Source organism: Bradyrhizobium sp. USDA 4353 (assembly GCF_054063215.1).
Map to the genome: position 1 here is coordinate 1,830,804 of NZ_JBSSGB010000001.1, position 25,718 is coordinate 1,856,521.

The following is a 25,718-nucleotide window of genomic DNA, read 5'->3' on the forward strand; positions in this document are numbered from 1 at the left end:
CGATGTCGGTGACCGCAGAGCGCAAGGCGGAAATCATCAAGGCGAATGCCACCAAGGCCGGTGATACCGGTTCTCCCGAGGTGCAGGTTGCGATCCTCTCGGAACGCATCAACAACCTGACGAACCATTTCAAGACCCACGGCAAGGACAACCACTCCCGCCGCGGCCTCCTGAAGCTGGTGTCGACCCGCCGTTCGCTGCTGGACTATCTGAAGAAGAACGACGAGGCGCGCTACAAGGCGCTGCTCGAGAAGCACAACATCCGTCGTTGAGCTTCGACTTGGAAGGAGCGCGCGCGAGTTCGCGCGCGTGATGGCATGGTCCCGAGAGCGCCGCAGGTCGCTGCGTTCGATAAGTCCGGGATCATGCGGTCTGGCCGGAATCCGGAAAGAAGCGCTACGCTGACCCGCCGATTCCGCCCAGACTGTACAGTGCGCCTCAGCAGCAATCCGGCCGCTGGGCGTGACGGGCAAGGTGCCCGTACGACAAGAAGGATGGACGCCATCCGAAATAAGAAAACCATGGCAGGATCGCAGGGCGCTGATCGAAATCCAGCGCCCTGCAATCTTGCGCATGGTTTTTTTGTTTTGGGGGGTCTGCCTTCGCTCATCCTATGAAAGAAGATACCCATGTTTACCAAGCATTCCGTCGAGATCGACTGGGGTGGACGTCCCCTCAAGCTGGAAACCGGCAAGATCGCGCGCCAGGCTGACGGCGCCGTCGTCGCCACCTATGGCGAGACCGTCGTGCTGGCGACCGTCGTCGCCGCCAAGGCGCCGCGCGACGGCGTCGACTTCCTGCCGCTGACCGTCGACTATCAGGAAAAGGCTTACGCTGCGGGGCGCATCCCCGGCGGCTATTTCAAGCGCGAGGGCCGTCCGACCGAGAAGGAGACGCTGGTCTCCCGCCTGATCGACCGCCCGATCCGCCCGCTATTCGTCGACTCCTGGCGCAACGAGACCCAGGTCATCGTGACCGTGCTGTCGCACGACATGGAGAACGATCCGGACATCGTGGCGCTGGTCGGCGCGTCCGCTGCGCTGACCCTCTCGGGTGTGCCGTTCAAGGGCCCGATCGGCGCGGCCCGCGTCGGTTTCGCCAATGACGAATACATCCTCAATCCGACCCTCGACGAGATGGCCGACACCCAGCTCGACCTGGTCGTCGCCGGCACCTCGGACGCGGTGCTGATGGTGGAATCGGAGGCCAAGGAGCTCAACGAGGACATCATGCTCGGCGCGGTGATGTTCGGTCACCGTCACTTCCAGCCGGTCATCAACGCGATCATCGAGCTGGCCGAGAAGGCCGCCAAGGATCCGCGCGACGTCGCGATCATCGACAACAGTGCGATCGAGAAGGAGATGCTCGGGATCGCCGAGCAGGACCTGCGCACCGCCTACGCGATTCCGATCAAGCAGCAGCGCTATGCCGCGGTTGGCGCCGTCAAGGAAAAGGTGATGGCGTACTTCTTCCCGGAAGGGCAGGAGCCGAAATACGACAAGCTCCGTGTCGCCGCCGTGTTCAAGGAGCTCGAGGCCAAGATCGTTCGCTGGAACATCCTGGACACCGGCAAGCGCATCGACGGCCGCGACGCCAAGACGGTGCGCAACATCGTCTGCGAGGTCGGCGTGCTGCCGCGCGCGCACGGCTCGGCGCTGTTCACCCGCGGCGAGACCCAGGCGCTGGTCGTGACCACGCTCGGCACCGGCGAGGACGAGCAGTACATCGACGCGCTGTCGGGAACGTACAAGGAGACGTTCCTGCTGCACTACAACTTCCCTCCCTACTCGGTCGGTGAGACCGGCCGCCTCGGCGGCACCAAGCGCCGCGAGATCGGCCATGGCAAGCTCGCCTGGCGCGCGATCCACCCGGTGCTGCCGCCGCATCACGAATTCCCCTACACGACGCGTGTCGTGTCGGAGGTGACGGAGTCGAACGGCTCGTCGTCGATGGCGACCGTCTGCGGCTCGTCGCTGGCGCTGATGGATGCCGGCGTGCCGCTGAAGCGGCCGACCGCAGGCATCGCGATGGGCCTGATCCTGGAAGGCAGCCGCTTCGCGGTTCTGTCCGACATCCTCGGCGACGAGGATCATCTCGGCGACATGGACTTCAAGGTCGCGGGCACCGAGAGCGGCATCACCTCGCTGCAGATGGACATCAAGATCGAGGGCATCACCGAGGAGATCATGCGCGTGGCCCTCGGCCAGGCGCGTGAGGGCCGCATCCACATCCTGGGCGAGATGTCCAAGGCGCTGACCAACGCCCGCGCCGAGCTCGGCGAATACGCGCCGCGCATCGAGACCTTCAAGATCGCCACCGACAAGATCCGCGAAGTGATCGGCACCGGCGGCAAGGTGATCCGCGAGATCGTCGAGAAGACCGGCGCCAAGGTCAACATCGAGGACGACGGCACCGTGAAGGTCGCCTCCAGCGACGGCGAGGCCATGAAGGCCGCCATCAAGTGGATCAAGTCGATCGCCTCCGATCCGGAGGTCGGCCAGATCTATGACGGCACCGTCGTCAAGGTGATGGAGTTCGGCGCCTTCGTGAACTTCTTCGGCACCCGCGACGGCCTCGTGCACATCTCGCAGCTCGCCGACAAGCGCGTGCAGAAGACCACCGACGTCGTCAAGGAAGGCGACAAGGTCAAGGTCAAGCTGCTCGGCTTCGACGACCGCGGCAAGACCCGGCTGTCGATGAAGGCCGTCGACCAGGCCACCGGCGAGGACCTCGAAGCCAAGCAGAAGGACGCCCCCGCCGAGGCGCGCGAAGCCGCCGGCGAGTGAGCCGACAAGCCATCGCAGAGATACGAAGGGCGGCTCTCGGGCCGCCCTTTTTTTGATCTTTATCGTTTGCAGCCCCTCCGGGTCATTGCGAGCGAAGCGAAGCAATCCAGGGCCGTGCCCGGGACTCTGGATTGCTTCGTCGCTTCGCTGCTCGCAATGACGGATGAGAGCGCGTACGTTTCCTCCACAATCGTGGCGGAGGTTGCAGTCCATGTCCGAACTGATCATCCGTCCCGCCCGTCCCGATGAGTATGACGCGGTCGCGCGGCTCTGGATGGAAAGCTGGTGCTCGACAGGCTTGGATAGCCCGAGCGAAAGACTCCTGACCTCTCTTACGGACCGCATACCACGCGAGATCGTCGGCGGTTGGAGCCTCTATGTCGCCGATGACGGTGGCGCGCTGGCCGCGATGCTCGCGATCAATGTCGAACGGCTCTATCTCGACCAGCTGATGATCGCTCCGGCGTATCAAGGCCGCTCGCTCGGCCGCCGTCTGCTCGGCTTCACCCGCGAGCTGCTGCCGCATGAGATCTGGCTGCGCTGCGCCGAAGGCAATGAGAGGGCCTGGCGCTGGTATGAGCGTGAAGGCTTCCTGCTGGAGAAGCAGGAAGCTGATCCCGTGCATGGCCGGATGATGAAATATTATCGCTGGAAGCGCGGCGACAACGCGGCAGCGGACTGACCATTTCGCGAGCGCCAGCCCGCAATCACGCGCAGCCTGAAAGAGATTGCGGGTGCCGCTCGGCGCGAACTAAGTTGGAGTTCCCTTACAGTTCCGTCAGTCATGGCGTCCCCCTATGTCCGTATTGCTCGCGCCGCGCCGCGGCCTCTTTGTCACCGGTCTTGCTCTTGTCCTCCTCATGCTGCCAATCCAGGTGTCGTGGGCTCAAGCTCCGTCAGCGCCGGCAGCGGCGGCGGTCCCACCGGCCGGGGCGGCGGCCAAGAAGCCGGCCGCAAAGGCCAAGCAGGCGCGGAAGCCGGCTGCGACTGTGGCAGTCGAAAGCGGCCCGTGCCGCCTAGGCGTGGTCTCCATGCTCGGGGACGAAATGACGGTCCACAAATTCGGTCTCACGGTGTTCGAGACCGAGGATCAGCAGGTCACGATTCCGGGCTGGGGGCTCGACGATCTGGTCATGGCGCGCGTTCGCGCCGCGACCGGCAACGATCCGGGGATTCGCAAGATCAACGTTCCCAAGGACACGTTCGACCGCTTGTACCACCAGAAGCGAAGCTTCCTGCCCGATCCCAACCAGAGCCTGACCGCGATCGTCCGCGATGTCACATCCAACGCGAATTGCGCGCGCTATCTCGCCGTCATCAAGTTCGAGGGCAAGATTCCCGGGACCAATCTCGTGGTGAACGGCATCGGCGCCTATAATCAGGGGATCGGATCGGTGCTCCGGCACTCGCATCTGTTCGCCAACCTCATCATCACCCTGATCGACGGCCAATCCTATGAGAAGGTCGGCACGTTCTCGGCGGATGTCGGCTCGCGACTCAACGAGAGCATGCGACTGACGGAGGACCCGATCAACAAGCTCGACAACGCCGACTTTCCCGAGCCGCTTGCGGCCGCGGCCAGCAGCGCCGTCCTGCGTGATCGACTTCGCACGCTGGTCAGCACCAAGATGGATCGCTATCTGCCGTCCTATCTTCAGGTCGAATGATCCAGCCACGCGTGAGGCGCGGCGTCCCCCTCACAGCCTGAGCCGAAGGACTCCATGACCTGACTGCCGGACCAGGCCGGACGGCGTCGCATCGAGGCCGTAGCGAATGCCGAGATCGAGCCGGTCGCTTGCGGTCGTGATCAGACCAAGACCTGCCGAATAGGTCCACGCCGACAGGCCGAGGCCGTTGGTGACGAAGCTGTCGCCGCCGCCGGAGAAGGCGGCGCCGATCTGCAGTCTCTGGTTCAGGGCGTTGTAGCCGGCGCCGAGATCGGCGGTCAGACGGACCTGCCTCGCCAGCTGGTAGACGGCCTTCAGGCTGGCAGTCGTCGTCAGCTCCTGATAGCTCTGCGGGTCGACGTTGAGGCTGAAGCCGCCGGCGCCGCTTTCCTGATAGGCATTGCTGCGCACGGTGCCGTAGTCGAGACGCAGCGAGGGGATCAGCGCGACGTCTGCCGTCACCGGAACTCGCGTCTTGATGCCGATGCCGGCATGACCTGTGGCGGAGCGATAGCTTCCACCCGCGGACGCTGCCATGAAGGTCAGCGATCTGCTCTCGCCATTGTCACTCCATCCGCCGTCGAGCTGATAGTCCAGCATCACGTCGCCGCTGATCGCGTAGGCGCCGTAGAGTCCGAGCTGATAGGACGACAGGCCGAGACGGTTCGGCACGGCGTCGTCGCCTCCGGTGATCGTCTGCCGTGAATAGCCGAACACGCCGCCGATCATGGCGCGTGGCGAGAGCGCCGCATCGGCGCCGAAGGCCAGGCCGCCGCCGGCAGCGTTATAGCCGGGAATGCCATCGCGGCCGGCCTGCCGCGCGACGCTGCCGAGCGGCTGCATCCAGACATTGCGGCCTGCGGCCTCGCCGACCTCATCGAGCCGGTTGGTCATCGTCTGACGGAAGTCGCGCTGCGTCAGATAGGTCGCCTGCGACGCCGCGCCGGTCAGCACCGGCAGCGTCTGCTTGACCGCATTGCTCAGCGACGGGCCGCTGAGATTGTCGAGCGCGACGAATCCTGAAGCCATCGATCCGCTCCAGCCTGCCGGGCGTCATCGACAGACGATACAACGCATCGGCCGCCGCCAGGCCGACGCGGCCTCCGCTCGACCGCAACGTATCGCCATAGGGCTGGACCAGCGACATCGAGGCCAGATCTCCGGTCAGGTTGCCGGTGAGATCATAGGTCGAGGTGATCATCTGCGCGCCCGACGCATTGCCGCTCACCGTGCCGTACAGGCTGGTGAGATTGCCGCGCGACAGCGTGTTGAACAGCACGTTGCCCTCGGGGGTGACGGAGCCGAGCAGCGTAAAGCCGGCGGCTGCGCTTCCGGCCGGCGCGATGCCTGCACCCCAGAAATAGCCGTTCTGATAGTTCGTGATGACGAAGCGGCCCGGCGCCTGCGTGCCGAACAAGGCCGGGCTGACGATCCGCCACGGCGTGCCCGCGGTCCACGCCCATTGCGGCACCGAATTGGCCGGCACCGGCGCCGATGGCGGCGGCGTGAAGGTGGCGGGATCGTAGGGCAGCATGTAGGCCCAGTGAGTCACCAGCAGCGTGTCGCCAGTGATCATCTGCATCTCCATGCTGGTGACGCCATTGAGCGTCCGCATGTTGCCGAGTCCGACCGTGACCGCGCCGCCGCCCGCGGGCGTGAACAGCATGGTGATCTGGCCTCGCGGCGTGACGAAGCCCTGGATGGTCGACGTGTCCGTCAGCAGTGCCGGACCGATCCTGAGCTGCGCGACGCTGGTGCCGGTGAAGGCGCCGTTGGTCGCGGTGCCCAGGGTCCAGAGCGTCTGGTCGCCGATCGGGATCGGGTTACTGAAACCCGTCTTCGGCGACATGTAGGCCAGCAGCTGGGCTGTCGGCACATACCAGCTGGTATTGGAGATCGTGGAGTCCCAGACATTCGACTGGGCACGTACCGGCGTCGCAGCGCTGACATAGGTAGCGCCCGCCACGCACAGCGCGACGGCGCAGGTCTTCGGATGCAGCATTGTCGCCCCCACGACTCATTTTCTGCCGGCACGAGCCAGCGCGCGCTGATCGCGCCGAGTCACGGGCGATTATCCGTGGGAGATGCGGGTCTTCAACTGGGAAAAATTGGGTGCATCGCAATCGGGCCGTCAGGGGTCGCCTGACGGCCACGCTGATCTCGGCGCCAGGGCGCGCCGACTATTCCGCCTTGAGATCCTCGGGGCGCGGCATCGAGATGACGTTGTAGCCGGAGTCCACGTAGTGGATCTCGCCGGTGACGCCGCCCGAGAGCTCCGACAGCAGATAGAGCGCGGAGCCGCCGAGCTCCTCCAAGGTCACGCCGCGGCCGAGCGGCGAATGCTTCTGCTGGAACGCGAACATGAAGCGGGCATCGCCGATGCCGGAGCCGGCGAGCGTGCGCACCGGGCCTGCCGAGATCGCGTTGACGCGGATGCTGCGGCGGCCGTAATCGGCGGCGAGGTAGCGCACCGAGGCTTCGAGCGCGGCCTTCGCGACGCCCATCACGTTGTAGTTCGGCATCACGCGGTTGGAGCCGTCGAAGGTCAGGCGTGATCATGCTGCCGCCGCTCTCCGGCATCAGCTCGGCGGCGCGCTTGGCGATCTCGGTGAAGGAGAAGCAGGAGATCAGCATCGTGCGCGAGAAGTTCTCGCGCGAGGTGTCGGCGTAGCGGCCCTTGAGCTCGTTCTTGTCGGAGAAGGCGACGGCGTGGACGACGAAGTCGAGCCCGCCCCAGGCCTCGCGCAATGCCGCGAAGACGCTATCGACGCTGGCGATGTCCTCGACATCGCAAGGCAGCACGTGCTTGACGCCGAGCTCGTCGGCAAGCGGACGCACGCGCTTGCCGAGCGCATCGCCCTGGTAGGTGAAGGCCATCTCGGCGCCGTGCGCAGCGAGCGTCTTGGCGATGCCCCAGGCGATCGAATGGTCGTTGGCGATGCCCATCACCAGACCGCGTTTGCCTGCCATCAGACCCTGCATGATGTCTCTCCTTCGTCATGCCGGGCGCGCGCCCTGGCTGCTTGAAACGACCGTGCGCCAAAGACGTCGATGGCCGGACATCGGTGCGAAGACATTGCTTCGCGCTGTTGCCCGGCCATGATGCCGATGGAACGATCCTGTTCGGAAACCTTAAGCGTCGAGGTGCTTGAAGACCAGCGTCGCGTTGGTGCCGCCGAAGCCGAACGAGTTCGACAAGACGGTGCCGAGCTTGGCGTTGTCGATGCGCTTGCGCACGATCGGCATGTCGGCGAATACCGGATCGAGCTCGGTGATGTTGGCGCTCTCGCAGATGAAGCCGTTCTTCATCATCAGGAGCGAGTAGATCGCCTCCTGGACGCCGGTGGCGCCGAGCGAGTGGCCGGTCAGCGCCTTGGTCGCCGCGATCGGCGGGCACTTCTCGCCCGGGCCGAACACCTTGCGGATCGCCTCGATCTCCGGCGGATCGCCGGCCGGCGTCGAGGTCGCGTGCGGGTTGATGTAGTCGATCCTGGTCTTCACCGTCGACAGCGCCATCTGCATGCAGCGCTCGGCACCTTCGCCCGAGGGCGCGACCATGTCGTAGCCGTCGGAGGTTGCGCCATAGCCGACGATCTCGCCGTAGATCTTCGCGCCGCGCGCCTTGGCGCGCTCGAGCTCCTCCAGCACGAGAACGCCGGCGCCGCCGGCGATCACGAAGCCGTCGCGGCTCACATCATAGGGGCGGGAGGCAGTCGCGGGCGTGTCGTTGTGCTTGGAGGACATCGCGCCCATCGCGTCGAACAGCACCGACAGCGACCAGTCGAGCTCCTCGCAGCCGCCGGCGAACATCACATCCTGCTTGCCGTACTGGATCATCTCATAGGCATTGCCGATGCAATGGTTCGACGTCGCGCAGGCCGAGGAGATCGAGTAGTTCACGCCCTTGATCTTGAACCAGGTCGCGAGCGTCGCCGACGCCGTCGACGACATCGCCTTCGGCACTGCGAAAGGCCCGACCCGCTTCGGGCCTTTGGTGCGGGTGATGTCGGCGGCCTCGACCAGCGTGCGCGTCGACGGTCCGCCCGAGCCCATGATGATGCCGGTGCGGACGTTGGACACGTCAGTCGGCTCGAGGCCGGAATCGAGGATCGCCTGCTCCATCGCGACATGGTTCCACGCCGCGCCTTCGCCCAGGAAGCGCATCGCGCGGCGATCGACCACCTCGGCGGGATTCAGCGTCGGCGCACCTTGCACCTGCGAACGAAACCCAAGCTCGGCATATTTCTCAGCACGGGAGATGCCGGACTTCGCCTCGTACAGGCTCGCCAGCACCTCCTGGGTATTGTTGCCGATCGACGAGACGATGCCCATGCCCGTGATGACGACCCGCCTCATGATGTCCGCCTCGCCTTGCTCGTGTGTTTTGTTGCCGTCATGCCTGCTGCACTGTCTGTGGTCGCAGCTCGTCGGTTCAAGATGGCGCGGCGTCCTGCTTGAACAGGCCGACCTTCAGATCCTTGGCGCGATAGATAATGTCGCCGTCCATCGAAAGCCACCCGTCGGCGATGCCAAGCACCAGCTTCGAGCGCATCACGCGCTTGATGTCGACGTTGTAAACGACCTTGCTGGCGGTCGGCAGAACCTGGCCGGAGAATTTGAGGTCGCCGAGGCCGAGCGCGCGGCCGCGGCCGGCGCCGCCGGTCCAGCCGAGGAAGAAGCCGACCATCTGCCACATCGCGTCGAGGCCGAGGCAGCCCGGCATCACCGGATCGTTCTTGAAATGGCAGCCGAAGAACCAGAGGTCCGGCTTGACGTCGAGCTCGGCGCGCACGACGCCCTTGCCGAACTCGCCGCCGGTCTCCGAGATCTCGACGATGCGATCGAACATCAGCATCGGCGGCAGCGGCAGCTGCGCATTGCCCGGACCGAACAGCTCGCCGCGGCCGCAGGCCAGCAGGTCCTCATATTCATAACTGCCGCGCCGATCCAGCATGCTTGATGAGCCCTTCTCAACGTCCCCAGTGGAAAATATGCCGCGCGACATGCCCCTTCGCGCGTCGACCCGTTGATGCGCCGCTTCGCCGTCCGGCCATACCGTCGACTGGCCAGCGCCCCATGCCAGGCAGTTCGACGGCACCAACGGCCATCACGGCCAGCCGTGCCCGCCACGGCAGGTCAAATCGGGTCCGCGCGCTCTCTAACATAGGGGATTGCCGCGTCAATGCGCGTATCCAGCTAAATCGACGCGTGGCCCGGGCGCGCAACCGCGCCGGGCAACAGCTGCAGTTTAGGGTCGTTCTAGACAGGGTAGTTGCGATAAGCTTGCATCTGAGCGGGTTTCTTCCTATATCGAAACTGGTCGATGTGAATTTTTCGGTGCATGACGTGGACGCCAGCAACAACGCTTCGATGAGTGGTCACGATCGGGCCGGTCCGGATGGGCTGGGAACGGGTCGGCAGCCCGCGCTCAACGGCTGCCCGTGGCACGACGTCAATGAAATGCTGCAGACGGCGGGCTTGCGGCCGACGCGCCAGCGCATGGCGCTGGGCTGGCTGCTGTTCGGCAAGGGCGCGCGGCATCTGACGGCGGAAATGCTGTACGAGGAAGCGACGCTGGCCAAGGTTCCGGTGTCGCTGGCGACCGTCTACAATACGCTGAACCAGCTGACCGATGCCGGCCTGCTGCGCCAGGTCAGCGTCGACGGCACCAAGACCTATTTCGATACCAACGTCACCGCCCACCACCACTTCTATCTCGAGAACAATCACGAGCTGGTGGACATTCCGGACCAGCATCTGGCGCTGTCGAAGCTGCCGGAGGCGCCGGAAGGCTACGAGATCGCGCGGATCGACATGGTGGTCCGGCTGCGCAAGAAGCGCTGAGCTCAGCAGTCCTTCTCCAGACAACCAAGCCCGCGTTCGCCGCGGGCTTTTTCATGTCGGGATGATGCCGAAACGGCGGCCGGCGGAGCCGGCCTGCCAAATGCGTCAGTTCACCTGCTCGTCGGCATAGACGCCCCACAGCCGCTGCTGCTGGATCCAGCCCTCGAAGCCGTTGCCGAGCACCCGGCACCAGCCATTGCCGCACTTCTTCACCGTCGCGACGACACCGGCCTGCAGCCGCGCGGTCACCGCGCTCGTCGCATCGGCGCTGTCATAGATCGGGGCGAGCTCGTCCTTGTTTTTCATCGTCACGACAGCGGTGCGGCGGCCGGACAGCAGCGAGTGATAGACCCAGCCTTCGGAGCCCTCGGAATCGCGCACGCGGCGCCAGTTCTCATATTCCGCGGTGATCTCGACCGGCAGGCCGGAGCGCGTATAGACCCAGGCCACGTCGTTGTCCTTGGTCGGACCGGCGCGGACGTTCACATGATCGGATTTCAGGCTGACATAGCGCGGCACCGGCAGGCCGCTGGTGGTGAGCGCCGAATCCTTTGCTGCTGCGCCGCCGACCATGACGTCGAACAGAGTAACCACGAGAACCGCGACCGCACCGAAACGCCCCAACGCAACTGAACTCAACTCACTCTCCCTCGTCAGGGAACGCCGCCTTCGCTGCGTGCGACCCCTTCGCCCGATCCCCATCGAACCGCCGGGCTGCCCCCCTTCGTGCACAGAGAGGGCTTGCCGCAGCGCAGGTTCCTGACCCGCCGTTCGCTTCTTGTCTTGGCCCGGCCTTCTGCTAGACAGGACCGAACACAAGCGGCCAGGAAGCGCCTGAGAATCGCTCGCGAACCCCTGTCAGGGACGGATCGGCGAACTGCGAGATCCGACACGACCAATCCAGGGACACGCCCTTCTCAGGCGACGACGGTAGTTTCGGCGAACCCGGTTAATGAGGTCTGAAGGATCTCATGAGAGCAGCACATGTCAGGTAGGAAAAAGCCCCTCGTCGTGGTGACACGCAAGCTGCCGGACTCGGTCGAGACCCGCATGCGCGAGCTGTTCGACGCGCGACTCAATCTCGATGACGAGCCGATGAGCCAGGAGCAACTCGCCGACGCCGTGCGCACCGCCGAGGTGCTGGTTCCGACCGTCACCGACCATATCAGCGCGGACATTCTCAATCAGCCCGACTGCAAGCTGCGCATGATCGCGAACTTCGGCAACGGCGTCGACAACATCGACGTCGCCGCGGCGGTCGCGCGCGGCATCACCGTCACCAACACGCCGAAGGTCCTCACTGAGGACACCGCCGACATGACCATGGCGCTGATCCTCGCCGTCCCGCGGCGGCTGATCGAAGGCGCCTCGGTGCTCACCGAGGGCAAGAACTGGGCGGGCTGGTCGCCGACCTGGATGCTCGGCCACCGCATCGGCGGCAAACGCCTGGGCATCATCGGCATGGGCCGCATCGGCCAGGCCGTGGCGCGCCGCGCTCGCGCCTTCGGGCTGCAGATCCACTATCACAACCGCCGCCCGGTCGCTCCCGTCATCGCCGATGAGCTCGGCGCCACCTATTGGGAGAGCCTCGACCAGATGCTGGCGCGCATGGACATCATCTCGGTGAACTGTCCGCACACGCCGGCGACGTTCCATCTGCTGTCGGCGCGCCGTCTCAAGCTGATCCGCAAGGACGCCTATATCGTCAACACCGCACGCGGCGAGGTGATCGACGAGGAGACGCTGACGCGGCTGGTCGAAGCCGGCGACATTGCCGGCGCCGGCCTCGACGTGTTCGAGCACGAGCCCGCGGTCAACCCGCGCCTGGTGCGCCTGGCGAAAGCCGGCAAGGTGACCTTGCTGCCGCATATGGGCTCGGCGACCATCGAGGGCCGCGTCGAGATGGGCGAGAAGGTCATCATCAACATCAAGACCTTCCTCGACAACCACCGCCCGCCGGACCGCGTGCTGCCGAGCATGCTGTAGGCCGAGCGGCCGGCCACATCATTGGTGTCGTCCCGGCCTTGAGCCGGGACCCATACCCCCAGGGAGCGGTTTGAGGCACGCTGGTCATTGGCCTTTTGCCCATCACCACTGCTGCGGAGTCTAGATCCCGGATCGGCGCCCGACGACGCGTTGCGTCGCCGGTCTTGTCCGGATGACGAGGGAGTGTGTAGCGGGCCTCAAGGCTTACTCGCCCGTCACTTCCGATGCGCGCTCAGATCCGCGATCACCGGCCCATCGCCATTAAGCGGGTTCGCGGGATCGCGGCCATAACGCAGCGTCTCGAAGCGCATGGTGCGAGCGTCCAGCATCAGCAGCCGCCCGACCAAGCCCTCGCCGAAGCCGACGATCTCGCGGATGGCCTCCAGCGCCATCATCGAGCCGAGCATGCCGGCCAACGCGCCCATGACGCCGGCTTCGGCGCAGGCCGGCACGGTGCCGGGCGGCGGCGGCTCCGGGAACAGGCAGCGATAGGTCGGATTGAGCTCGCCCTTGTCGTTCCGCTCATGCGCGCGGATCGTCGTCAGCGAGGCGTCGAAGGTGCCGAGCGCCCCTGATATCAGCGGCTTGCCGGCCAGGAAGCAGGCATCGGAGGCGAGATAGCGCGTGTCGAAATTGTCGGAGCCGTCGAGCACGAGATCGTAGCCGCCGATCAGCGCCAGCGCATTGTCCGCATTGAGCCAGGTCCGGTGCGCGACGACCGTGACATGCGGATTGAGCGCGTTGATGCGCTCGGCCGCGCTGTCGACCTTGGGCCTGCCGATGTCTGGCGTCGTGTGAATGACCTGCCGCTGCAAGTTCGACAGCGACACCACGTCGTCGTCGACCACGCCGATCGTGCCGACACCGGCGGCGGCGAGATACATCAGCGCCGGTGCGCCGAGCCCGCCCGCGCCGATCACCAGCACCTTGGCACGCTTCAGCGCCGCCTGACCGGGACCACCGACATCGCGCAGCACGATATGGCGCGCATAGCGCTCGACTTCCTCATCGCTCAGCATCGATACAAATATCCTTCCGTTGCCGGATCGCGGTCAGCCGGCGATGCAGACGGCAGATCTCCCCACTGAACCCCTGCCGGATTGTGACCGACCAAGCAGATGTGCTTATTTACGGCAGCGGCAAGAGCAGCGGGATTTGTCATGAGACGGCTGGCCACGGCAACCTTCATCTGCGCAATCGCCGCGTCGGCACAGGCACAGACGCCCATGCCGACACAGGGCGTGTTGCCGGGCGCCAAGCCGAAACCCGTGACCACCCAGGCCGTGCGGCCCAGCGTGCAGGCCCCGGCCGACACCGCCAACGGGATGAGCCAGGCCGAGCGGCTGTCGCTGCAGTCAGACCTCGCCTGGGTCGGCCAGTACAACGGCGCCATCACCGGCGATGTCAGCGAGCGCATGGTCAATGCGATCAAGGAGTACCAGAAGCTCAAGGGCGGCAAGCCGACCGGCGTGCTCAATCCGCAGGAGCGCAGCCAGCTCGCCGACACCGCCCGCCGCAAGCAGGAGGGCGTCGGCTGGAAGCTCGTGACCGAGCCGACCAGCGGCGCGCGCTTAGGGATTCCGACCAAGCTGGTGCCGCAGCAGACCACCGATGCCAACGGCTCAAGATGGACCTCGCCCACCGGCACCGTGCAGGTCGTGCTGGCACGGCGCAAGGAGGCCAACCCGACCACGGCGGCGCTCGCCGACCGCGAGAAGAAGGAGCCGGGCCGCACCGTCGACTACAGCGTCGTGAAGCCCGACTTCTTCGTGCTGTCAGGCCTGCAGAACCTGAAGAAGTTCTACATCCGCGGCACCTTCAAGGGCGACGAGGTGCGCATCCTCACCATCCTCTACGACCAGGCCACCGAGAACACGGTCGAGCCGGTGGTGATCGCGATGTCCAGCGCCTTCACCGCGTTTCCGGCGGCGGCGCTCGCCGCCCAGCCGGCGCCGCGGCGCAGCGTCGATTACGGCACCGGCATCGTCGTGAGCCAGGACGGCGCCGTCATCGCCGATCGGGAGGTGACCGATGGCTGCGTTGCCATCACCATTCCCGGCTTCGGCCATGCCGAGCGCATTACCGAGGACAAGGAGCGCGGGCTGGCGCTGCTGCGCATCTATGGCGCGCGCGGTCTCAAGCCGCTGGCGCTGTCTGGCGGCGTCGCGAAATCCTCGGTCGACATCGTCGGCATCGCCGATCCGCAGAGCCAGGGCGGCGGTGCCGCGATCAGCACCGTCAAGGCGCAGCTCACCGGCAATGGCGGCAGCGAGGTGTCGCTGGCGCCGGCACCCGGTCTCGGCTTCTCCGGCGCGGCCGCGCTCGACGGCGACGGCAAGTTCGTCGGCGTCACGCTGCTCAAGCCCGGCGTGCTCGCCGGTGCCGCCTTCGTGCCGTCGTCTCAGGTCGTCATGATCAGCGCTGAAAACACACGTGCATTCCTTGCGGCGAACGGCGTCAAGCCCGACGGGACCTCGCTCGACGCCAAGGCGGCCACCGTGCGCGTCATCTGCGTGCGCAAATAGCATCGCCGCGAACGTCGCGCCTCCACCCGGCCGCTCCCCGCAACGCGGCAGGTGTTTACGCAAAATTAAGCATGTCCTTTTAGAAAAAATTAAGGGCCCAACGGCGGCCATCGGGGATCTCAGGTGCAGCATCGCGACTGCGCGTGACGATGCGCGACGATGCCGAGCGCTCCTCCGCGGCTTGCGTGCCGCTCTCTTCCTAGCACCTTGCTATCAACTCGGAACGGCTCCCGCCGTAGTCAACCGGTCTGTCCAATCGCGGGCCGGACATGAGATAGTTCGAACAGTTTTGTCGGCGTGCTGATTCGGACCACCGCGATCCCTCCATGTGAGCAGGATCGGGCCGGGACTGTCCTGAGCGAGAATAGCTCCGTATCGCGATCGCGATGCACCTCAGCTTTGGCGTTCTCATAAGTTCCGTCAACATCCGAAGGACTGTCTCCCGATGTACACGATCGTTTTGGCCACGCAGAAGGGCGGCAGCGGCAAGAGCACGCTCGCCATCGGTCTCGCCGTGGCGGCCCAGCAGGCCGGCCACAGAGTGCGCGTGATCGAAACCGACCGCCAGGGCACGCTGACGAAATGGCAGGCGCGCCGCGCCGCCGGCGAGCCGATCGTCGAAGCCGTCTACGATGCGAAGATGATCGAGCCGCGCCTCGAGGCGCTGCAGCGTGACGGCGTGACCGTCTGCGTGATCGACACCGGCGCCGGCATCACCGCTTCGACCACCGCTGCGATCCGCTATTGCGATCTCTGTCTGATTCCCGCGCGGCCGAGCGTCGCCGACATCGAGGCCACGGCGCCGACGCTCAGCGTGGTGAGAGCTTGGCGCAAGCCGTTCGCCTTCGTGCTCAACCAGGCGCCGATCCGCGGCGGCCACCGCATCACCGACGCGACCACGGCGCTGGACGCTGACGCGCCGCGCGACATCGCCGAGGTGCTGGCGCAGCCCTTCATCATGATGCGCAACGACCACCAAGACGCGCTCGCCGCCGGACTTGGCGTCACCGAGTTCGACGGCGACGGCAAGTCGGCGCAGGAGATCAAGAGCCTGTGGCGCTGGACCGCGGGCAAGCTCGCCGGCGATCACGTCATGCACGAGGCGGGCGAGCTGAAGGACGCCAGCGAGCACGTCGAGGTCGAATTCCCGATCATGCTGACGCCGCAGCCGGAGGAGCCGAAGCTGCCAGTGACCCGGGTCTACCCGACATGGGCTGACAACGGCATCAACTGGAAAGCCGGGTTGTGAGGCTCGCCTGCGAGCCGCCGGCGCATTCGTAGCCCGCACATCATTTGCTTTTCTGATACGGCCGCTCGCCAAACGAGCGGCCGTATTCGTTACGCGTCGTCATCAGCAATGGCCGGACTGATACGGCCCATTTGACACAACTATCAACTTTGCGTCGCTACGCCCGCCATCTGACATTTACAATTGTCACGTGAGTGTCATAATTCAGGCGGGACGTAAAAGCTTGCGATTCGAGCGACGTCATTCGAATCGATCCGCTCAAAGGCGAGCGCTCAGCAGCAAGCGCTGCCGACCGTTCGAACGGTGCTTCCGTTGCGGTGGTCTGCAGATGGCTTTTGCGGACGCGCAAGGGAATGCAGGATGCGCACGATCGTCTTGGCCACGCAGAAGGGCGGCAGCGGCAAGAGCACGCTGGCGATGGGTCTTGCAGTCGCGGCTCAGCAGGCCGGCGAGAGCGTGCGCCTGATCGAGACCGACCCGCAGGGGACGCTGTCCTATTGGCAGAGCCGGCGCGGGCTGGCGGAGCCCTTCGTCGAACCGATCCATGCGCCCGCCGACATCGGCCGCCGTCTCGACGCGCTGGCGCGCGGCGGCGTTACATTGGCTGTGATCGACACGTCGAGCGGCATCAATGCGCTGACGCGCGCGGCGATCGAGCATGCCGATCTCTGCCTGGTGCCCTCGCGACCGTGCGTTGCCGACATCGTGGCTTCGGCGCCGACCGTGAGGATCATTCGCAACAGCCGGCGGCGGCTCGCCTTCGTGCTCAACCAGGCGCCGCATCGCGGCCCGCGTGCGAGCGATGCTGCCCGCGCGCTGATCCAGGACGACCGGGACGTGGCCGAGATGATCGCGACGCCGCTGATCACTCTGCGGAATGATCATCAGGACGCGCTCGCCGCCGGACGCAGCGTGACCGAATTTCATGTGAGCGGAAAATCGGCCGACGAAATCCGCCTGCTGTGGCAATGGGTCGCGCAGCGCCTGCCGCACGAGGATACGGTCCATGCGCCGCATCACGCCGATGTCGAAGCCCGCGCTTTGCTGGCAACCACTGCGGCAGCTCTGCCGAGCGAGCCGACGCTGTCTTGGGATGCCTGCCTCTAGGCTCGCGCACCACCCTCGCGCATCTCCAGCGTCTTGATGCGCGCGTCGGCGCGGCGCAGGCGGCGGCACAGCTCGCGATTGATGTTCTGCATCACCAGCACATAGGCCTGGATGTCGGACTTGTAGAACGCATAGAGCTCGCGCGCCGTCAGCTCGTACAAGACCGTTGGAGTCTGCGCGACCACCGTCGCCGACCTGTTCTGCATCTCCAGCAACGTCATCTCGCCGAAAAAATCGCCGGGCTCGAGAGTCGACATGTGAATTACTCCGCCCGTCGGCAGACGCTCGCTGACCTCCAGCGTGCCGCTATGGACCACGAACATCGAGCGTCCCGGCTCGCCCTCGGCAACGACGCTGGCGCCCGCCTCGAAGCGACGCTCGGCCAGCATCGCAACAAGCCGATCGAGGCTCGCGTCCGACAGGCCGCCGAAGAACGGCGTGGCGAGCAGAAATGCTTTCAGGTCGGGCGAGCTGACAGCCATGGCGCGAGTATACGCCCGCAACCGGCCCCTACAAGCGCACGGCAGGTGGGGCGCGCGTTCAAGCCGTCATGTCACCTCTGGCACTTTGGGCACCAGAATGTCGAGCGCCCGTTCTGCACGAAGCGCTTCACCACGCCCTCGCACCCATCCGTCCGGCACGGCTCGCCCTCGCGATCGTAGACCTGAAACGAATGCTGGAAATAGCCGAGCTCGCCGGTGGTCTGGCGATGATCGCGCAGCGACGAGCCGCCGGCGCGGATCGCCTCATTGAGCACGGTGTGGATGGCGTCGACGAGGCGTTTGGCGTGATCGGTCGGCTCGCCCTTCTTGGTCGCGAGCGTCGCGGCCAGGCGGCGCGGCGACAGATGTGCGCGGAACAGCGCCTCGCAGACATAGATGTTGCCGAGCCCGGCAACGACGCGCTGGTCGAGCAGCGCCGCCTTCAGGCTGGTCTTCTTGCCCGCGCAGGCGCGCGCCAGCATCGCGGCGTCGAATTCGTTGCCGAGCGGCTCCGGCCCGAGACCCTTCAGATGCGGCTCGCTCTCGATCTCGCCGCGGCAGATGATCTTCATGAAGCCGAAGCGGCGCGGGTCGTTGAAGACGATGTCGGCGCCGGAGGACATGTGAAACACGACATGGTCATGCACGCTGTCCTTGCCGCGCGGATAGTGAAACTCGCCCGGCGTCTCCTCGGCATCGCGCTTGATCACCCGGAACGAGCCGGACATGCCCAGATGCATCAGCAGCACGTCGCCGGAGCCGAGATCCGCCAGCAGATATTTGGCGCGCCGGCCGAGCCCCTTGACGGTCTGGCCCTTCAAGCGCTTCACAAAATCCGGCTGGAACGGAAACCTGAGGTCGCCGCGCCGGGCCTCGGCGGTGACGATGACGGCCCCTTCCATGACCGGCTGGAGGCCGCGCCGGACGGTCTCGACTTCGGGCAGCTCAGGCATCCCAGTTCATTTCACCTTTTGCAGCGGCGACCATTCACCTTGTCCGGCTGACGTGATAGCGCCTTGGCCGCACCGGCGCTATGGTGCCGTATCGGAGTAAGGGTGATGGATCAGACGGACCAGACCACTCATTTCGGCTTCAGGGACGTGCCTCTGGGCGAGAAGCAGACGCTGGTGAACGACGTGTTTCACAGCGTGGCCTCCCGCTATGACCTGATGAACGACCTGATGTCCGGCGGGCTGCACCGCGTCTGGAAGGACATCATGATCAACACGCTGAACCCGCCGAAGAGCGACGCGCCGTTCGCGCTGCTCGACGTCGCCGGCGGCACCGGCGATATCTCTTTCCGCGCGGCGAGGAAGGCCGGCGCCGGCTTCCATGCGACGGTGTGCGACATCAATGGCGACATGCTCGAGGTCGGCCGCCAGCGCGCGGTGAAGCAATATCTCGACGACAAGGTGTCGTTCGTCGAAGGCAATGCGGAGAAGCTCGACTTCCCCGACCGCTCCTTCGACGCCTACACGATCGCCTTCGGCATCCGCAACGTGCCGCAGATCGAGCTGGCCCTCGCGGAAGCCCATCGCGTGCTCAAGCATGGCGGCCGCTTTCTGTGCCTTGAGTTCTCGACCGTCGAGGTGCCCGGGCTCGACAAGCTGTATGACCTGTTTTCGTTCAACGTGATCCCGCAACTCGGCCGTGCCGTCACCGGCGATGCCGAGTCCTATCGCTACCTCGTCGAATCCATCCGCCAGTTTCCGCGCCCCAGCGCCTTCGCCGAGATGATCTCGGCCGCTGGCTTCTCGCGCGTGTCCTGGCAGACCCTCTCCGGCGGCATCGTCGCGCTTCATTCCGGCTGGCGTTTGTGATCTCCGCACTCACTCATATCACGCGGCTCGCCCGGGCCGCCCTGGTGTTCGCGCGCGAGGGCGTGTTCGGAGCCGTCGACCCGAGCCTCGCGCCGCCGCCCGGCCAGATCGCGCTGAAGCTGGCGCGTCTTGTCGAGCGGCCGGGCGCCAAGTCTGGACCCAGGCTGTCGCGCGCGCTGGAGCGGATGGGACCGGCCTATCTCAAGCTCGGCCAATTCCTGGCGACGCGGCCGGATGTCGTCGGCGTCGTGATGGCGCGCGATCTCGAATCCTTGCAGGACCGGCTGCCGCCGTTCCCTCAGGCCGAGGCTGAGGCGGTCATCTCCACGGCGCTGGAGCGGCCGATCAGCCAATTGTACACCTCGCTCGGCCCGCCGGTCGCGGCCGCCTCGATCGCGCAGGTGCATCGCGGCGAGGTCGAGCGCGACGGCGTCCGTCACGCCGTTGCGGTGAAGGTGCTCAGGCCGAACGTCTCGGCCCGCTTCCGCCGCGATCTCGCTGACTTCTTCTTCGTCGCCGAGAAGGCCGAGGCGCATTCGTCGGAGGCGCGTCGCCTGCGGCTGGTCGAGGTCATCAACACGATGTCGCGCTCGGTCGCGATGGAGATGGATCTGCGCCTGGAAGCCGCCGCGCTGTCCGAGATGGCCGAGAACATCAAGGACGATCCGGACTTCCGCGTCCCCACGGTCGATTGGGACCGCACCGCCAACACCGTGCTCACCATGGAGTGGATCGACGGCATCGCGCTGAACGACCACGCCCGCCTTGCGAAGGCCAATGTCGATCTGCCCGATGTCGGCCGCAAGGTGATCCAGAGCTTTCTGCGCCACGCGTTGCGCGACGGCTTCTTCCACGCCGACATGCATCCGGGCAACCTGTTCCTGGACAAGGAGGGCCGGCTTGTCGCGGTCGATTTCGGCATCATGGGCCGGCTCGGCATGAAGGAGCGGCGCTTCCTGGCCGAGATCCTGCTCGGCTTCATCACCCGCGACTATCGCCGCGTCGCCGAAGTGCATTTCGAGGCCGGCTACGTGCCGCCGCATCATTCGGTCGAGAATTTCGCGCAGGCCATCCGCGCCATCGGCGAGCCGATCCACAACCGCACGGCCGAAGAGATCTCGATGGCCAAGCTGCTGACCTTGCTGCTCGAGGTCACCGGCCTGTTCGACATGCGGACACGGCCGGAGCTGATCCTGCTGCAGAAGACCATGGTGGTGGTCGAGGGCGTGGCGCGCGGCTTCGATCCCAAGCTCGATATCTGGAAGGTCGCGGACCCCGTGGTGCGCGAATGGATCGAGCGCAATCTCGGCCCGCTCGGCCGCATCGAGGGCGCCGTCACCGGCATCGGCGAGCTGGCCCGCATCACGTCCACCTTGCCGGTGCTCGCGGCGCGCGCTGCGGCCGTGCTGGAGAACCTGGAGACCATGACCCGCGACGGTCTCCGCCTCTCGCCCGAGACCATCGCCGCCATGGGCCGCACCGAGGGCAAGAAGAGCCGCTGGCGCGCCATCGCGTTGTGGGTCATCGCGCTGACCTTCATCGGTATTCTCTTCGCCGTGCTGAGGCTGTGACCTCATGGGGTCGGGCGCCCAGCTCGGCCCGCACATTCAAACAAGCAGCCCTCAGACCTTCAGCTCCCGCCCCGTCACCCGCCGGAACGCCTCGAGATAACGCTCGCTCGTCGCATCGACGACGCTTCGAGGCAGCTGCGGGGGCGGGGCTTCGCCGTTCCAGCGGCCGGCCTTGCGCTCGGAATCGAGATAGTCACGCAGCGGCTGCTTGTCGAAGCTCGGCTGCGGCTGGCCCGGCTGGTAGGCGTCGACAGCCCAGAACCGCGAGCTATCCGGCGTCATCACCTCGTCGATCAGGATGATGTTGCCGTCCTTGTCGCGGCCGAACTCGAACTTGGTATCGGCGATGATGATGCCCTGCTCGCGGGCGAGCGTCTCGCCCAGCGTATAGATCGCGCGGGTCATGCTCTCGAGCGTGTAGGCCGTGTCGTCGCCGACCACCTCGCGCATCCGGCTAATGGTGATGTTCTCGTCGTGGCCGGTCTCGGCCTTGGTCGCCGGGCTGAAGATCGCGGGCTCGAGCTTCTGGCTCTCGACGAGCCCTGCAGGCAGTTGTTCACCGGCGAGCGTGCCGCTCGCGGCATATTCCTTCCAGGCCGAGCCGGAAAGATAGCCGCGGATCACGCACTCGATCGGAAACACGGTGGTGCGCTTGCACAGCATCGCGCGCCCCAGGATCTCCTCGCGATGCGGCGCCAGCGCCGGCACCTCGGCGATGATCGCATCGGTATCTGCCGAGATCATGTGATGATGCACGACGCCTTCGAGCGCGTTGAACCAGTAGGCCGAGATCTGCGTCAGCACCGCGCCCTTCATCGGGATGATCTCGTTCATCACGACGTCGAAGGCCGAGATGCGGTCGGTGGTCAGCAGCAGCACGCGGTCGTCGCCGACGGCATAGATGTCGCGGACCTTGCCGCGGCCGATCTTCGGGAGCGGCAGATTGCTGGCGAGAAGCGTGGTCATGGTTCAGTGCTTTCGAAAAAGAGAATTGCTCCCCATAGCCTATTCCGGCAGCGGAATGAACTCGTGCTCCTGCGGAACGGCCGCGAAGCGGCCGGTTTTCCAGTCCTGCTTGGCCTGCTCGATGCGCTCCTTGCTGGAGGAGACGAAATTCCACCAGACGTGGCGCGGCCCCTCCAGCGCGTCGCCGCCGAGGAACATCATCCGGGTCGGCTTGATCGTGCGGACGCTGATGGCGTCGCCCGGGCGGAAAATCAGCAGCCGCGGCCCCTCGTGGCGCTCGCGGGCGATTTCGATTTCGCCGTCGACGATGTAGATCGCGCGTTCCTCGTGATCGGGATCGAGCGGCACCACGGTGCCGACCTGCGCCGTCACCTCGACATAGAACCAGGGCGAGACCATCGTCACTGGCGAGGCTTTTCCGAACGCCTTGCCGGCAATGATGCGCGCCGAGAAGCCGGTGTCGCTGACGGTCGGCAGCGCGCCGGCCGCGTAGTGCTGGAAGCTCGGCGCGATCTCCTCGGATTCGACGGGGAGCGCGATCCAGCTCTGCAGGCCGAGCATCTGCTGGCCGTTCTGCCGCTGCAGGTCGGGCGTGCGCTCGGAATGCGCGATGCCGCGGCCGGCGGTCATCAGGTTCATCGCGCCGGGCTGGATCTCCTGCACGTTGCCCTCGCTGTCGCGATGCATGATGGCGCCGTCGAACAGATAGGTGACGGTGGCCAGGCCGATATGCGGGTGCGGCCGCACGTCCATGCCCTTGCCGGAGACGAACTGCACCGGGCCGAAATGATCGAAGAAGATGAACGGACCGACCATCTGCCTGCGGCCGTGCGGCAGCGCGCGGCGCACGGCGAAGCCGTCGCCGAGATCGCGGGTGCGCGGCACGATGACATGCTCCAGCGCATCGCAGGAGGTGGGATCGCCGAATTCGGGATCGATCGATGGCTGCCAGCTCATGGGGCGCTCCTGAGATATGTTGCGCTGAGCCTAGCAGCTTCGCAAAGGCGAGGGCAGGGCATGCGGTCGCAGTCTCCGTGCGATTTGAACGCCGTGAAGCTCCGGCCTAGAGTTCCGGCCCCGACCATGGATTTGGGATGATGCCGCTCGACCACCTCGATCTCGCCCTCCGCGCCGCCGCCATCGCGCTGCTCGCCGTGCTGGCGGTGTCGTTGGGGCGCGATCTCGGCAAGCAGTTGGTCGGCCGGCTCGCGGTCGCGCTGGCGCTCGGCTCGGCCGCGCATGCGGCGACGTTCAACATCGGCGGCACCACGGCGCCCTCGCTGCTGACCGCGCCGCTGATTGCGGTCGCGACAGCCGATGTCGTCGTGCTCTGGCTGTTCTGCCGCGCGCTGTTCGATGACGGTTTTCGTTTGCGCTGGCAGCACGGCCTGATCTGGCTCGTCGTGGTCGGCTTCAGCCTGACGAGCTGTCTCGTGCTGGGGCCCAGCGGATATGCGAACGTCGTCATCGTCGCGAACAATCTGCTGGCCCTCGGCTTCGTCGGGCTGACCCTGGCGCAGACGATCCGCTCCTGGTCGGCCGATCTGGTCGAAGGCCGCCGGCGCGTCCGCGCGTTCGTCGTGATTGCGGCGCTTGGTTGCGGCGGCGTCAACGCGTTGCTGCAGATGTTCGGGGCCGGCAGCGGTCCGTCGGAACTCGCCAATGTCGTCAACGCGGCGATGTTCTTGGCCGTTGTCGGCGCGGTCGCGCTGATGCTGCTCAAGGCCGGGGCCTCCGATGTGTTCGCTGCGGAGGCGCCGCGTGTCGCGCTGAGCGTGCCAGCGCCTGTCGCGGCGGCTGAGCCCTCTGCCAACCGCAAGCTAGTCGATGCGCTGATGCGGCTGATGGCCGACGAGCGGATCTACCGCCAGGAGAACGTCACCATCGGCATGCTGGCGACCAGGCTCGCCATTCCCGAATACCGGCTGCGCCGGCTGATCAATGGCGAGCTCGGCTACCGGAACTTCAACACCTTCCTGAACAACTATCGCATCGAGGAAGCGAAGGCCGCGCTCGCCGATCCCGCCCAGGCCGAGGTGCCCGTGATCACCATCGCGATGGACGCCGGCTTCCAATCGCTTGGCCCCTTCAACCGCGCCTTCAAGGCGGCGACGGGCGTGACGCCGACGGAGTTCCGGCGCATGCGGCTGGCCGCGGCGTGATGCTCCGAACTCTGAAATAAAAGGAGAATTCCGAAATCGGCGAGGCTGCTGTCGGTTTCGGAGGTTGTCTGTTTCGAAATCGGCGAGCCGCGCGACGGCCACTGCGGTGTGGTCCGGCAGGTCCATCTGCCGGAGCTGTCCATGACCCGCCGCCGCCTGCTTCTCGTTCTCGCCTCCACCGCTGCTCTGACCGCTCTGGCGATCGGCGCCGCCCGTGCTCGCGACGTGCCGCAGGTGGCGACAGGCTTCATCGCCAGCGTGCTGTGCTCGGAGACGTTCGTCTCCGGTCTCGATCCGGACCGGATCCTGTCGGAGACACGGGACGCGATGCCCGGCGCTGGGCTGCTGACCTGGGCCATGAATGTCCAGGTGGATCGCGCCGCCAAGGACGTGTCCGTGACGCTGCTCGGGCTCGGCCGCAGCCGTGCGGTGTATCGGGACGGCCTCGGCTGCCATCTCGATCATGGCGAGGCGCACGGCTGGCCCACCATCCGGCCTGCCGCCCCGGAGCCGGCCTTGCTGCCCGACATCGCTCCGCCGCAGCTGGTGACACCGGCGACTCCAGCCCTCGCCGCAGCCGTCGACCGCGCGTTCAGCGAGCCCGAGGCGCCACCTTTTCGGCGGACCCATGCGGTCGTCGTGCTCAAGGACTGGAAGCTGATCGCCGAGCGCTACGCGCCGGGCTACACGCTCGACACGCCCTTGCTCGGCTTCTCCGCGACCAAGTCGATGACCGCGACCTTGATTGGCATCCTCGTCCGCCAGGGCAAGCTCGCGCTCCATGCGCCTGCGCCCGTCGTGGCGTGGCGCAGCGACAACGACCCGCGTCATGCCATCACCGTCGATCATCTGCTCCGCCACACCGCCGGGCTTGCGCTCGGCAGCTCGCTGCAGGCGTCGTTGTTGTCGGCGCTCGAGCCCGTGAACCGCATGAAGTTCATCGAGCCCGACCGCGCGGCGTTCGCCGAGTCGATGCCGCTCGAAACCCCACCAGGCGCGGTCAGCAACTATCACGACGGCAACACCATCATCCTCTCGCATCTGATCCGCGACGCCGCCGGCGGTAGCGCCGCGGATGTGCTTCGCTTTGCGCATCGCGAGCTGTTCGATCCGCTCGGCATGCGCAACGTCACCATCGAATTCGATGCCGCAGGCACGCCGGAAGGATCGAGCCAGATGCTCGCCTCGGCGCGCGACTGGGCACGGCTCGGCCAACTGTATCTCGACGACGGCGTGGTCGGCGGCCGCCGCATCCTGCCCGCCGGCTGGGTCGCGTATGTCAGGACGCCGACACCGGGCGCCTTCGTCGGGCTCGGCGCCGGCTTCTGGACCAACAGCGGCGACAGCTTTGGCGCCAACTACCGCGCCTCCCATGGCTGGCCGCGCGATGCCTTCTTCGCCAAGGGCTCGCTCGGCCAATATGTCATCGTCATCCCCTCCGAGCGCCTGGTCATCGCGCGCTTCGGCCGCACCGTGAACTGGCCGCCGGAAGCCGACGGCGTGGCGCAGCTCGTGAGCGACGTGATCGCGGCGACGCGTGGGGAGTGATGTGT

At 66.1% G+C, this 25,718-nt stretch carries 23 protein-coding genes and 1 pseudogene; 13 read left to right on the forward strand and 11 right to left on the reverse strand.

The features are described 5' to 3' along the window. Positions 1–2 precede the first annotated feature (2 nt). The 4 genes from rpsO to ACVILH_RS08245 all read left to right on the forward strand — a co-directional run bounded on the left by rpsO (position 3) and on the right by ACVILH_RS08245 (position 4,453). Positions 3–272 carry a 30S ribosomal protein S15 gene (gene rpsO / locus ACVILH_RS08230; protein WP_006608909.1) on the forward strand — a complete coding sequence of 90 codons (270 nt, stop codon included), beginning with the start codon at positions 3–5 and terminating at the stop codon, positions 270–272. 357 nt (positions 273–629) lie between these two features. After that, positions 630–2,786: a polyribonucleotide nucleotidyltransferase gene (gene pnp, locus ACVILH_RS08235; protein ID WP_456712442.1), complete on the forward strand. Its 2,157-nt coding sequence runs from the start codon at positions 630–632 to the stop codon at positions 2,784–2,786. A gap of 211 nt (positions 2,787–2,997) precedes the next feature. After that, positions 2,998–3,468, forward strand: a complete 471-nt coding sequence (locus ACVILH_RS08240) for a GNAT family N-acetyltransferase (RefSeq protein ID WP_456712443.1) — start codon at positions 2,998–3,000, stop codon at positions 3,466–3,468. Positions 3,469–3,832: 364 nt separating this feature from the next. After that, positions 3,833–4,453, forward strand: a complete 621-nt coding sequence (locus ACVILH_RS08245; protein WP_456712444.1) for a hypothetical protein — start codon at positions 3,833–3,835, stop codon at positions 4,451–4,453. Between the two features lie 30 nt (positions 4,454–4,483). On the opposite strand, the gene ACVILH_RS08250 is transcribed toward ACVILH_RS08245, so the two are convergent. The 5 genes and pseudogenes from ACVILH_RS08250 to fabA all read right to left on the reverse strand — a co-directional run bounded on the left by ACVILH_RS08250 (position 4,484) and on the right by fabA (position 9,407). Further along, a complete protein-coding gene (locus ACVILH_RS08250) occupies positions 4,484–5,347 on the reverse strand; it encodes an autotransporter outer membrane beta-barrel domain-containing protein (RefSeq protein ID WP_456716905.1) in 864 nt (287 codons plus the stop codon). Beyond that, positions 5,328–6,455 (reverse strand): hypothetical protein, encoded by a 1,128-nt coding sequence (locus ACVILH_RS08255; RefSeq protein ID WP_456712445.1) that lies wholly within the window; start codon positions 6,453–6,455, stop codon positions 5,328–5,330. Before ACVILH_RS08255 ends, ACVILH_RS08250 begins: the two co-directional genes overlap by 20 nt. Positions 6,456–6,633: 178 nt before the next feature. Then, positions 6,634–7,435, reverse strand: a pseudogene (fabI, locus tag ACVILH_RS08260) (enoyl-ACP reductase FabI). A 150-nt stretch (positions 7,436–7,585) separates the two neighbouring features. After that, positions 7,586–8,809: a beta-ketoacyl-ACP synthase I gene (gene fabB, locus ACVILH_RS08265; protein ID WP_456712446.1), complete on the reverse strand. Its 1,224-nt coding sequence runs from the start codon at positions 8,807–8,809 to the stop codon at positions 7,586–7,588. A 76-nt stretch (positions 8,810–8,885) separates the two neighbouring features. Continuing rightward, positions 8,886–9,407, reverse strand: coding sequence for a 3-hydroxyacyl-[acyl-carrier-protein] dehydratase FabA (gene fabA / locus ACVILH_RS08270; RefSeq protein WP_006608915.1), 522 nt, complete (start codon positions 9,405–9,407; stop codon positions 8,886–8,888). A 416-nt stretch (positions 9,408–9,823) separates the two neighbouring features. On the opposite strand from fabA, the gene irrA reads away from it, so the two are divergent. After that, positions 9,824–10,297 carry an iron response transcriptional regulator IrrA gene (irrA, locus tag ACVILH_RS08275; protein WP_035638612.1) on the forward strand — a complete coding sequence of 158 codons (474 nt, stop codon included), beginning with the start codon at positions 9,824–9,826 and terminating at the stop codon, positions 10,295–10,297. Positions 10,298–10,402: 105 nt separating this feature from the next. Here irrA and ACVILH_RS08280 read toward each other — a convergent pair whose 3' ends face one another. Continuing rightward, positions 10,403–10,870 carry an SH3 domain-containing protein gene (locus ACVILH_RS08280; RefSeq protein ID WP_456716906.1) on the reverse strand — a complete coding sequence of 156 codons (468 nt, stop codon included), beginning with the start codon at positions 10,868–10,870 and terminating at the stop codon, positions 10,403–10,405. A gap of 411 nt (positions 10,871–11,281) precedes the next feature. Here ACVILH_RS08280 and ACVILH_RS08285 point away from each other — a divergent pair, with 411 nt between their 5' ends. Next, positions 11,282–12,283 (forward strand): 2-hydroxyacid dehydrogenase, encoded by a 1,002-nt coding sequence (locus ACVILH_RS08285; RefSeq protein ID WP_006608918.1) that lies wholly within the window; start codon positions 11,282–11,284, stop codon positions 12,281–12,283. Positions 12,284–12,498: 215 nt separating this feature from the next. Here the strand turns inward: ACVILH_RS08285 and ACVILH_RS08290 are convergent, their stop codons facing one another. After that, positions 12,499–13,302, reverse strand: a complete 804-nt coding sequence (locus tag ACVILH_RS08290) for a HesA/MoeB/ThiF family protein (protein WP_456712447.1) — start codon at positions 13,300–13,302, stop codon at positions 12,499–12,501. 141 nt (positions 13,303–13,443) lie between these two features. Here ACVILH_RS08290 and ACVILH_RS08295 point away from each other — a divergent pair, with 141 nt between their 5' ends. The 3 genes from ACVILH_RS08295 to ACVILH_RS08305 all read left to right on the forward strand — a co-directional run bounded on the left by ACVILH_RS08295 (position 13,444) and on the right by ACVILH_RS08305 (position 17,164). Continuing rightward, positions 13,444–14,808: a serine protease gene (locus ACVILH_RS08295; RefSeq protein ID WP_456712448.1), complete on the forward strand. Its 1,365-nt coding sequence runs from the start codon at positions 13,444–13,446 to the stop codon at positions 14,806–14,808. 445 nt (positions 14,809–15,253) lie between these two features. After that, positions 15,254–16,057 (forward strand): nucleotide-binding protein, encoded by an 804-nt coding sequence (locus ACVILH_RS08300; RefSeq protein ID WP_456712449.1) that lies wholly within the window; start codon positions 15,254–15,256, stop codon positions 16,055–16,057. A 360-nt stretch (positions 16,058–16,417) separates the two neighbouring features. Further along, on the forward strand, positions 16,418–17,164 hold the full coding sequence (locus ACVILH_RS08305; protein WP_456712450.1) for a nucleotide-binding protein: 747 nt from the start codon (positions 16,418–16,420) through the stop codon (positions 17,162–17,164). On the opposite strand, the gene ACVILH_RS08310 is transcribed toward ACVILH_RS08305, so the two are convergent. Beyond that, on the reverse strand, positions 17,161–17,646 hold the full coding sequence (locus ACVILH_RS08310) for a Crp/Fnr family transcriptional regulator (protein WP_456712451.1): 486 nt from the start codon (positions 17,644–17,646) through the stop codon (positions 17,161–17,163). The two genes, ACVILH_RS08305 and ACVILH_RS08310, sit on opposite strands and share 4 nt — an antisense overlap. Before the next feature lie 71 nt (positions 17,647–17,717). Further along, positions 17,718–18,599: a bifunctional DNA-formamidopyrimidine glycosylase/DNA-(apurinic or apyrimidinic site) lyase gene (gene mutM, locus ACVILH_RS08315; protein WP_456712452.1), complete on the reverse strand. Its 882-nt coding sequence runs from the start codon at positions 18,597–18,599 to the stop codon at positions 17,718–17,720. A gap of 105 nt (positions 18,600–18,704) precedes the next feature. Here mutM and ubiE point away from each other — a divergent pair, with 105 nt between their 5' ends. After that, complete coding sequence (gene ubiE / locus ACVILH_RS08320; RefSeq protein ID WP_456712453.1) at positions 18,705–19,466, forward strand: bifunctional demethylmenaquinone methyltransferase/2-methoxy-6-polyprenyl-1,4-benzoquinol methylase UbiE; 762 nt, start codon at positions 18,705–18,707, stop codon at positions 19,464–19,466. Further along, positions 19,463–21,037: a 2-polyprenylphenol 6-hydroxylase gene (gene ubiB, locus ACVILH_RS08325; protein WP_456712454.1), complete on the forward strand. Its 1,575-nt coding sequence runs from the start codon at positions 19,463–19,465 to the stop codon at positions 21,035–21,037. The genes ubiE and ubiB overlap by 4 nt, the downstream gene beginning before the upstream one ends. A 51-nt stretch (positions 21,038–21,088) precedes the next feature. On the opposite strand, the gene ACVILH_RS08330 is transcribed toward ubiB, so the two are convergent. Together ACVILH_RS08330 and ACVILH_RS08335 are read right to left on the reverse strand one after the other, a co-directional pair. After that, positions 21,089–22,003 (reverse strand): phosphoribosylaminoimidazolesuccinocarboxamide synthase, encoded by a 915-nt coding sequence (locus tag ACVILH_RS08330; protein WP_456712455.1) that lies wholly within the window; start codon positions 22,001–22,003, stop codon positions 21,089–21,091. A 39-nt stretch (positions 22,004–22,042) separates the two neighbouring features. Beyond that, positions 22,043–22,960, reverse strand: coding sequence for a pirin family protein (locus ACVILH_RS08335; RefSeq protein WP_456712456.1), 918 nt, complete (start codon positions 22,958–22,960; stop codon positions 22,043–22,045). Positions 22,961–23,100: 140 nt separating this feature from the next. Here ACVILH_RS08335 and ACVILH_RS08340 point away from each other — a divergent pair, with 140 nt between their 5' ends. Continuing rightward, on the forward strand, positions 23,101–24,165 hold the full coding sequence (locus tag ACVILH_RS08340; RefSeq protein ID WP_456716907.1) for a helix-turn-helix domain-containing protein: 1,065 nt from the start codon (positions 23,101–23,103) through the stop codon (positions 24,163–24,165). Positions 24,166–24,306: 141 nt separating this feature from the next. After that, positions 24,307–25,713: a serine hydrolase domain-containing protein gene (locus ACVILH_RS08345; RefSeq protein WP_456712457.1), complete on the forward strand. Its 1,407-nt coding sequence runs from the start codon at positions 24,307–24,309 to the stop codon at positions 25,711–25,713. The last annotated feature ends 5 nt before the right edge of the window (positions 25,714–25,718 follow it).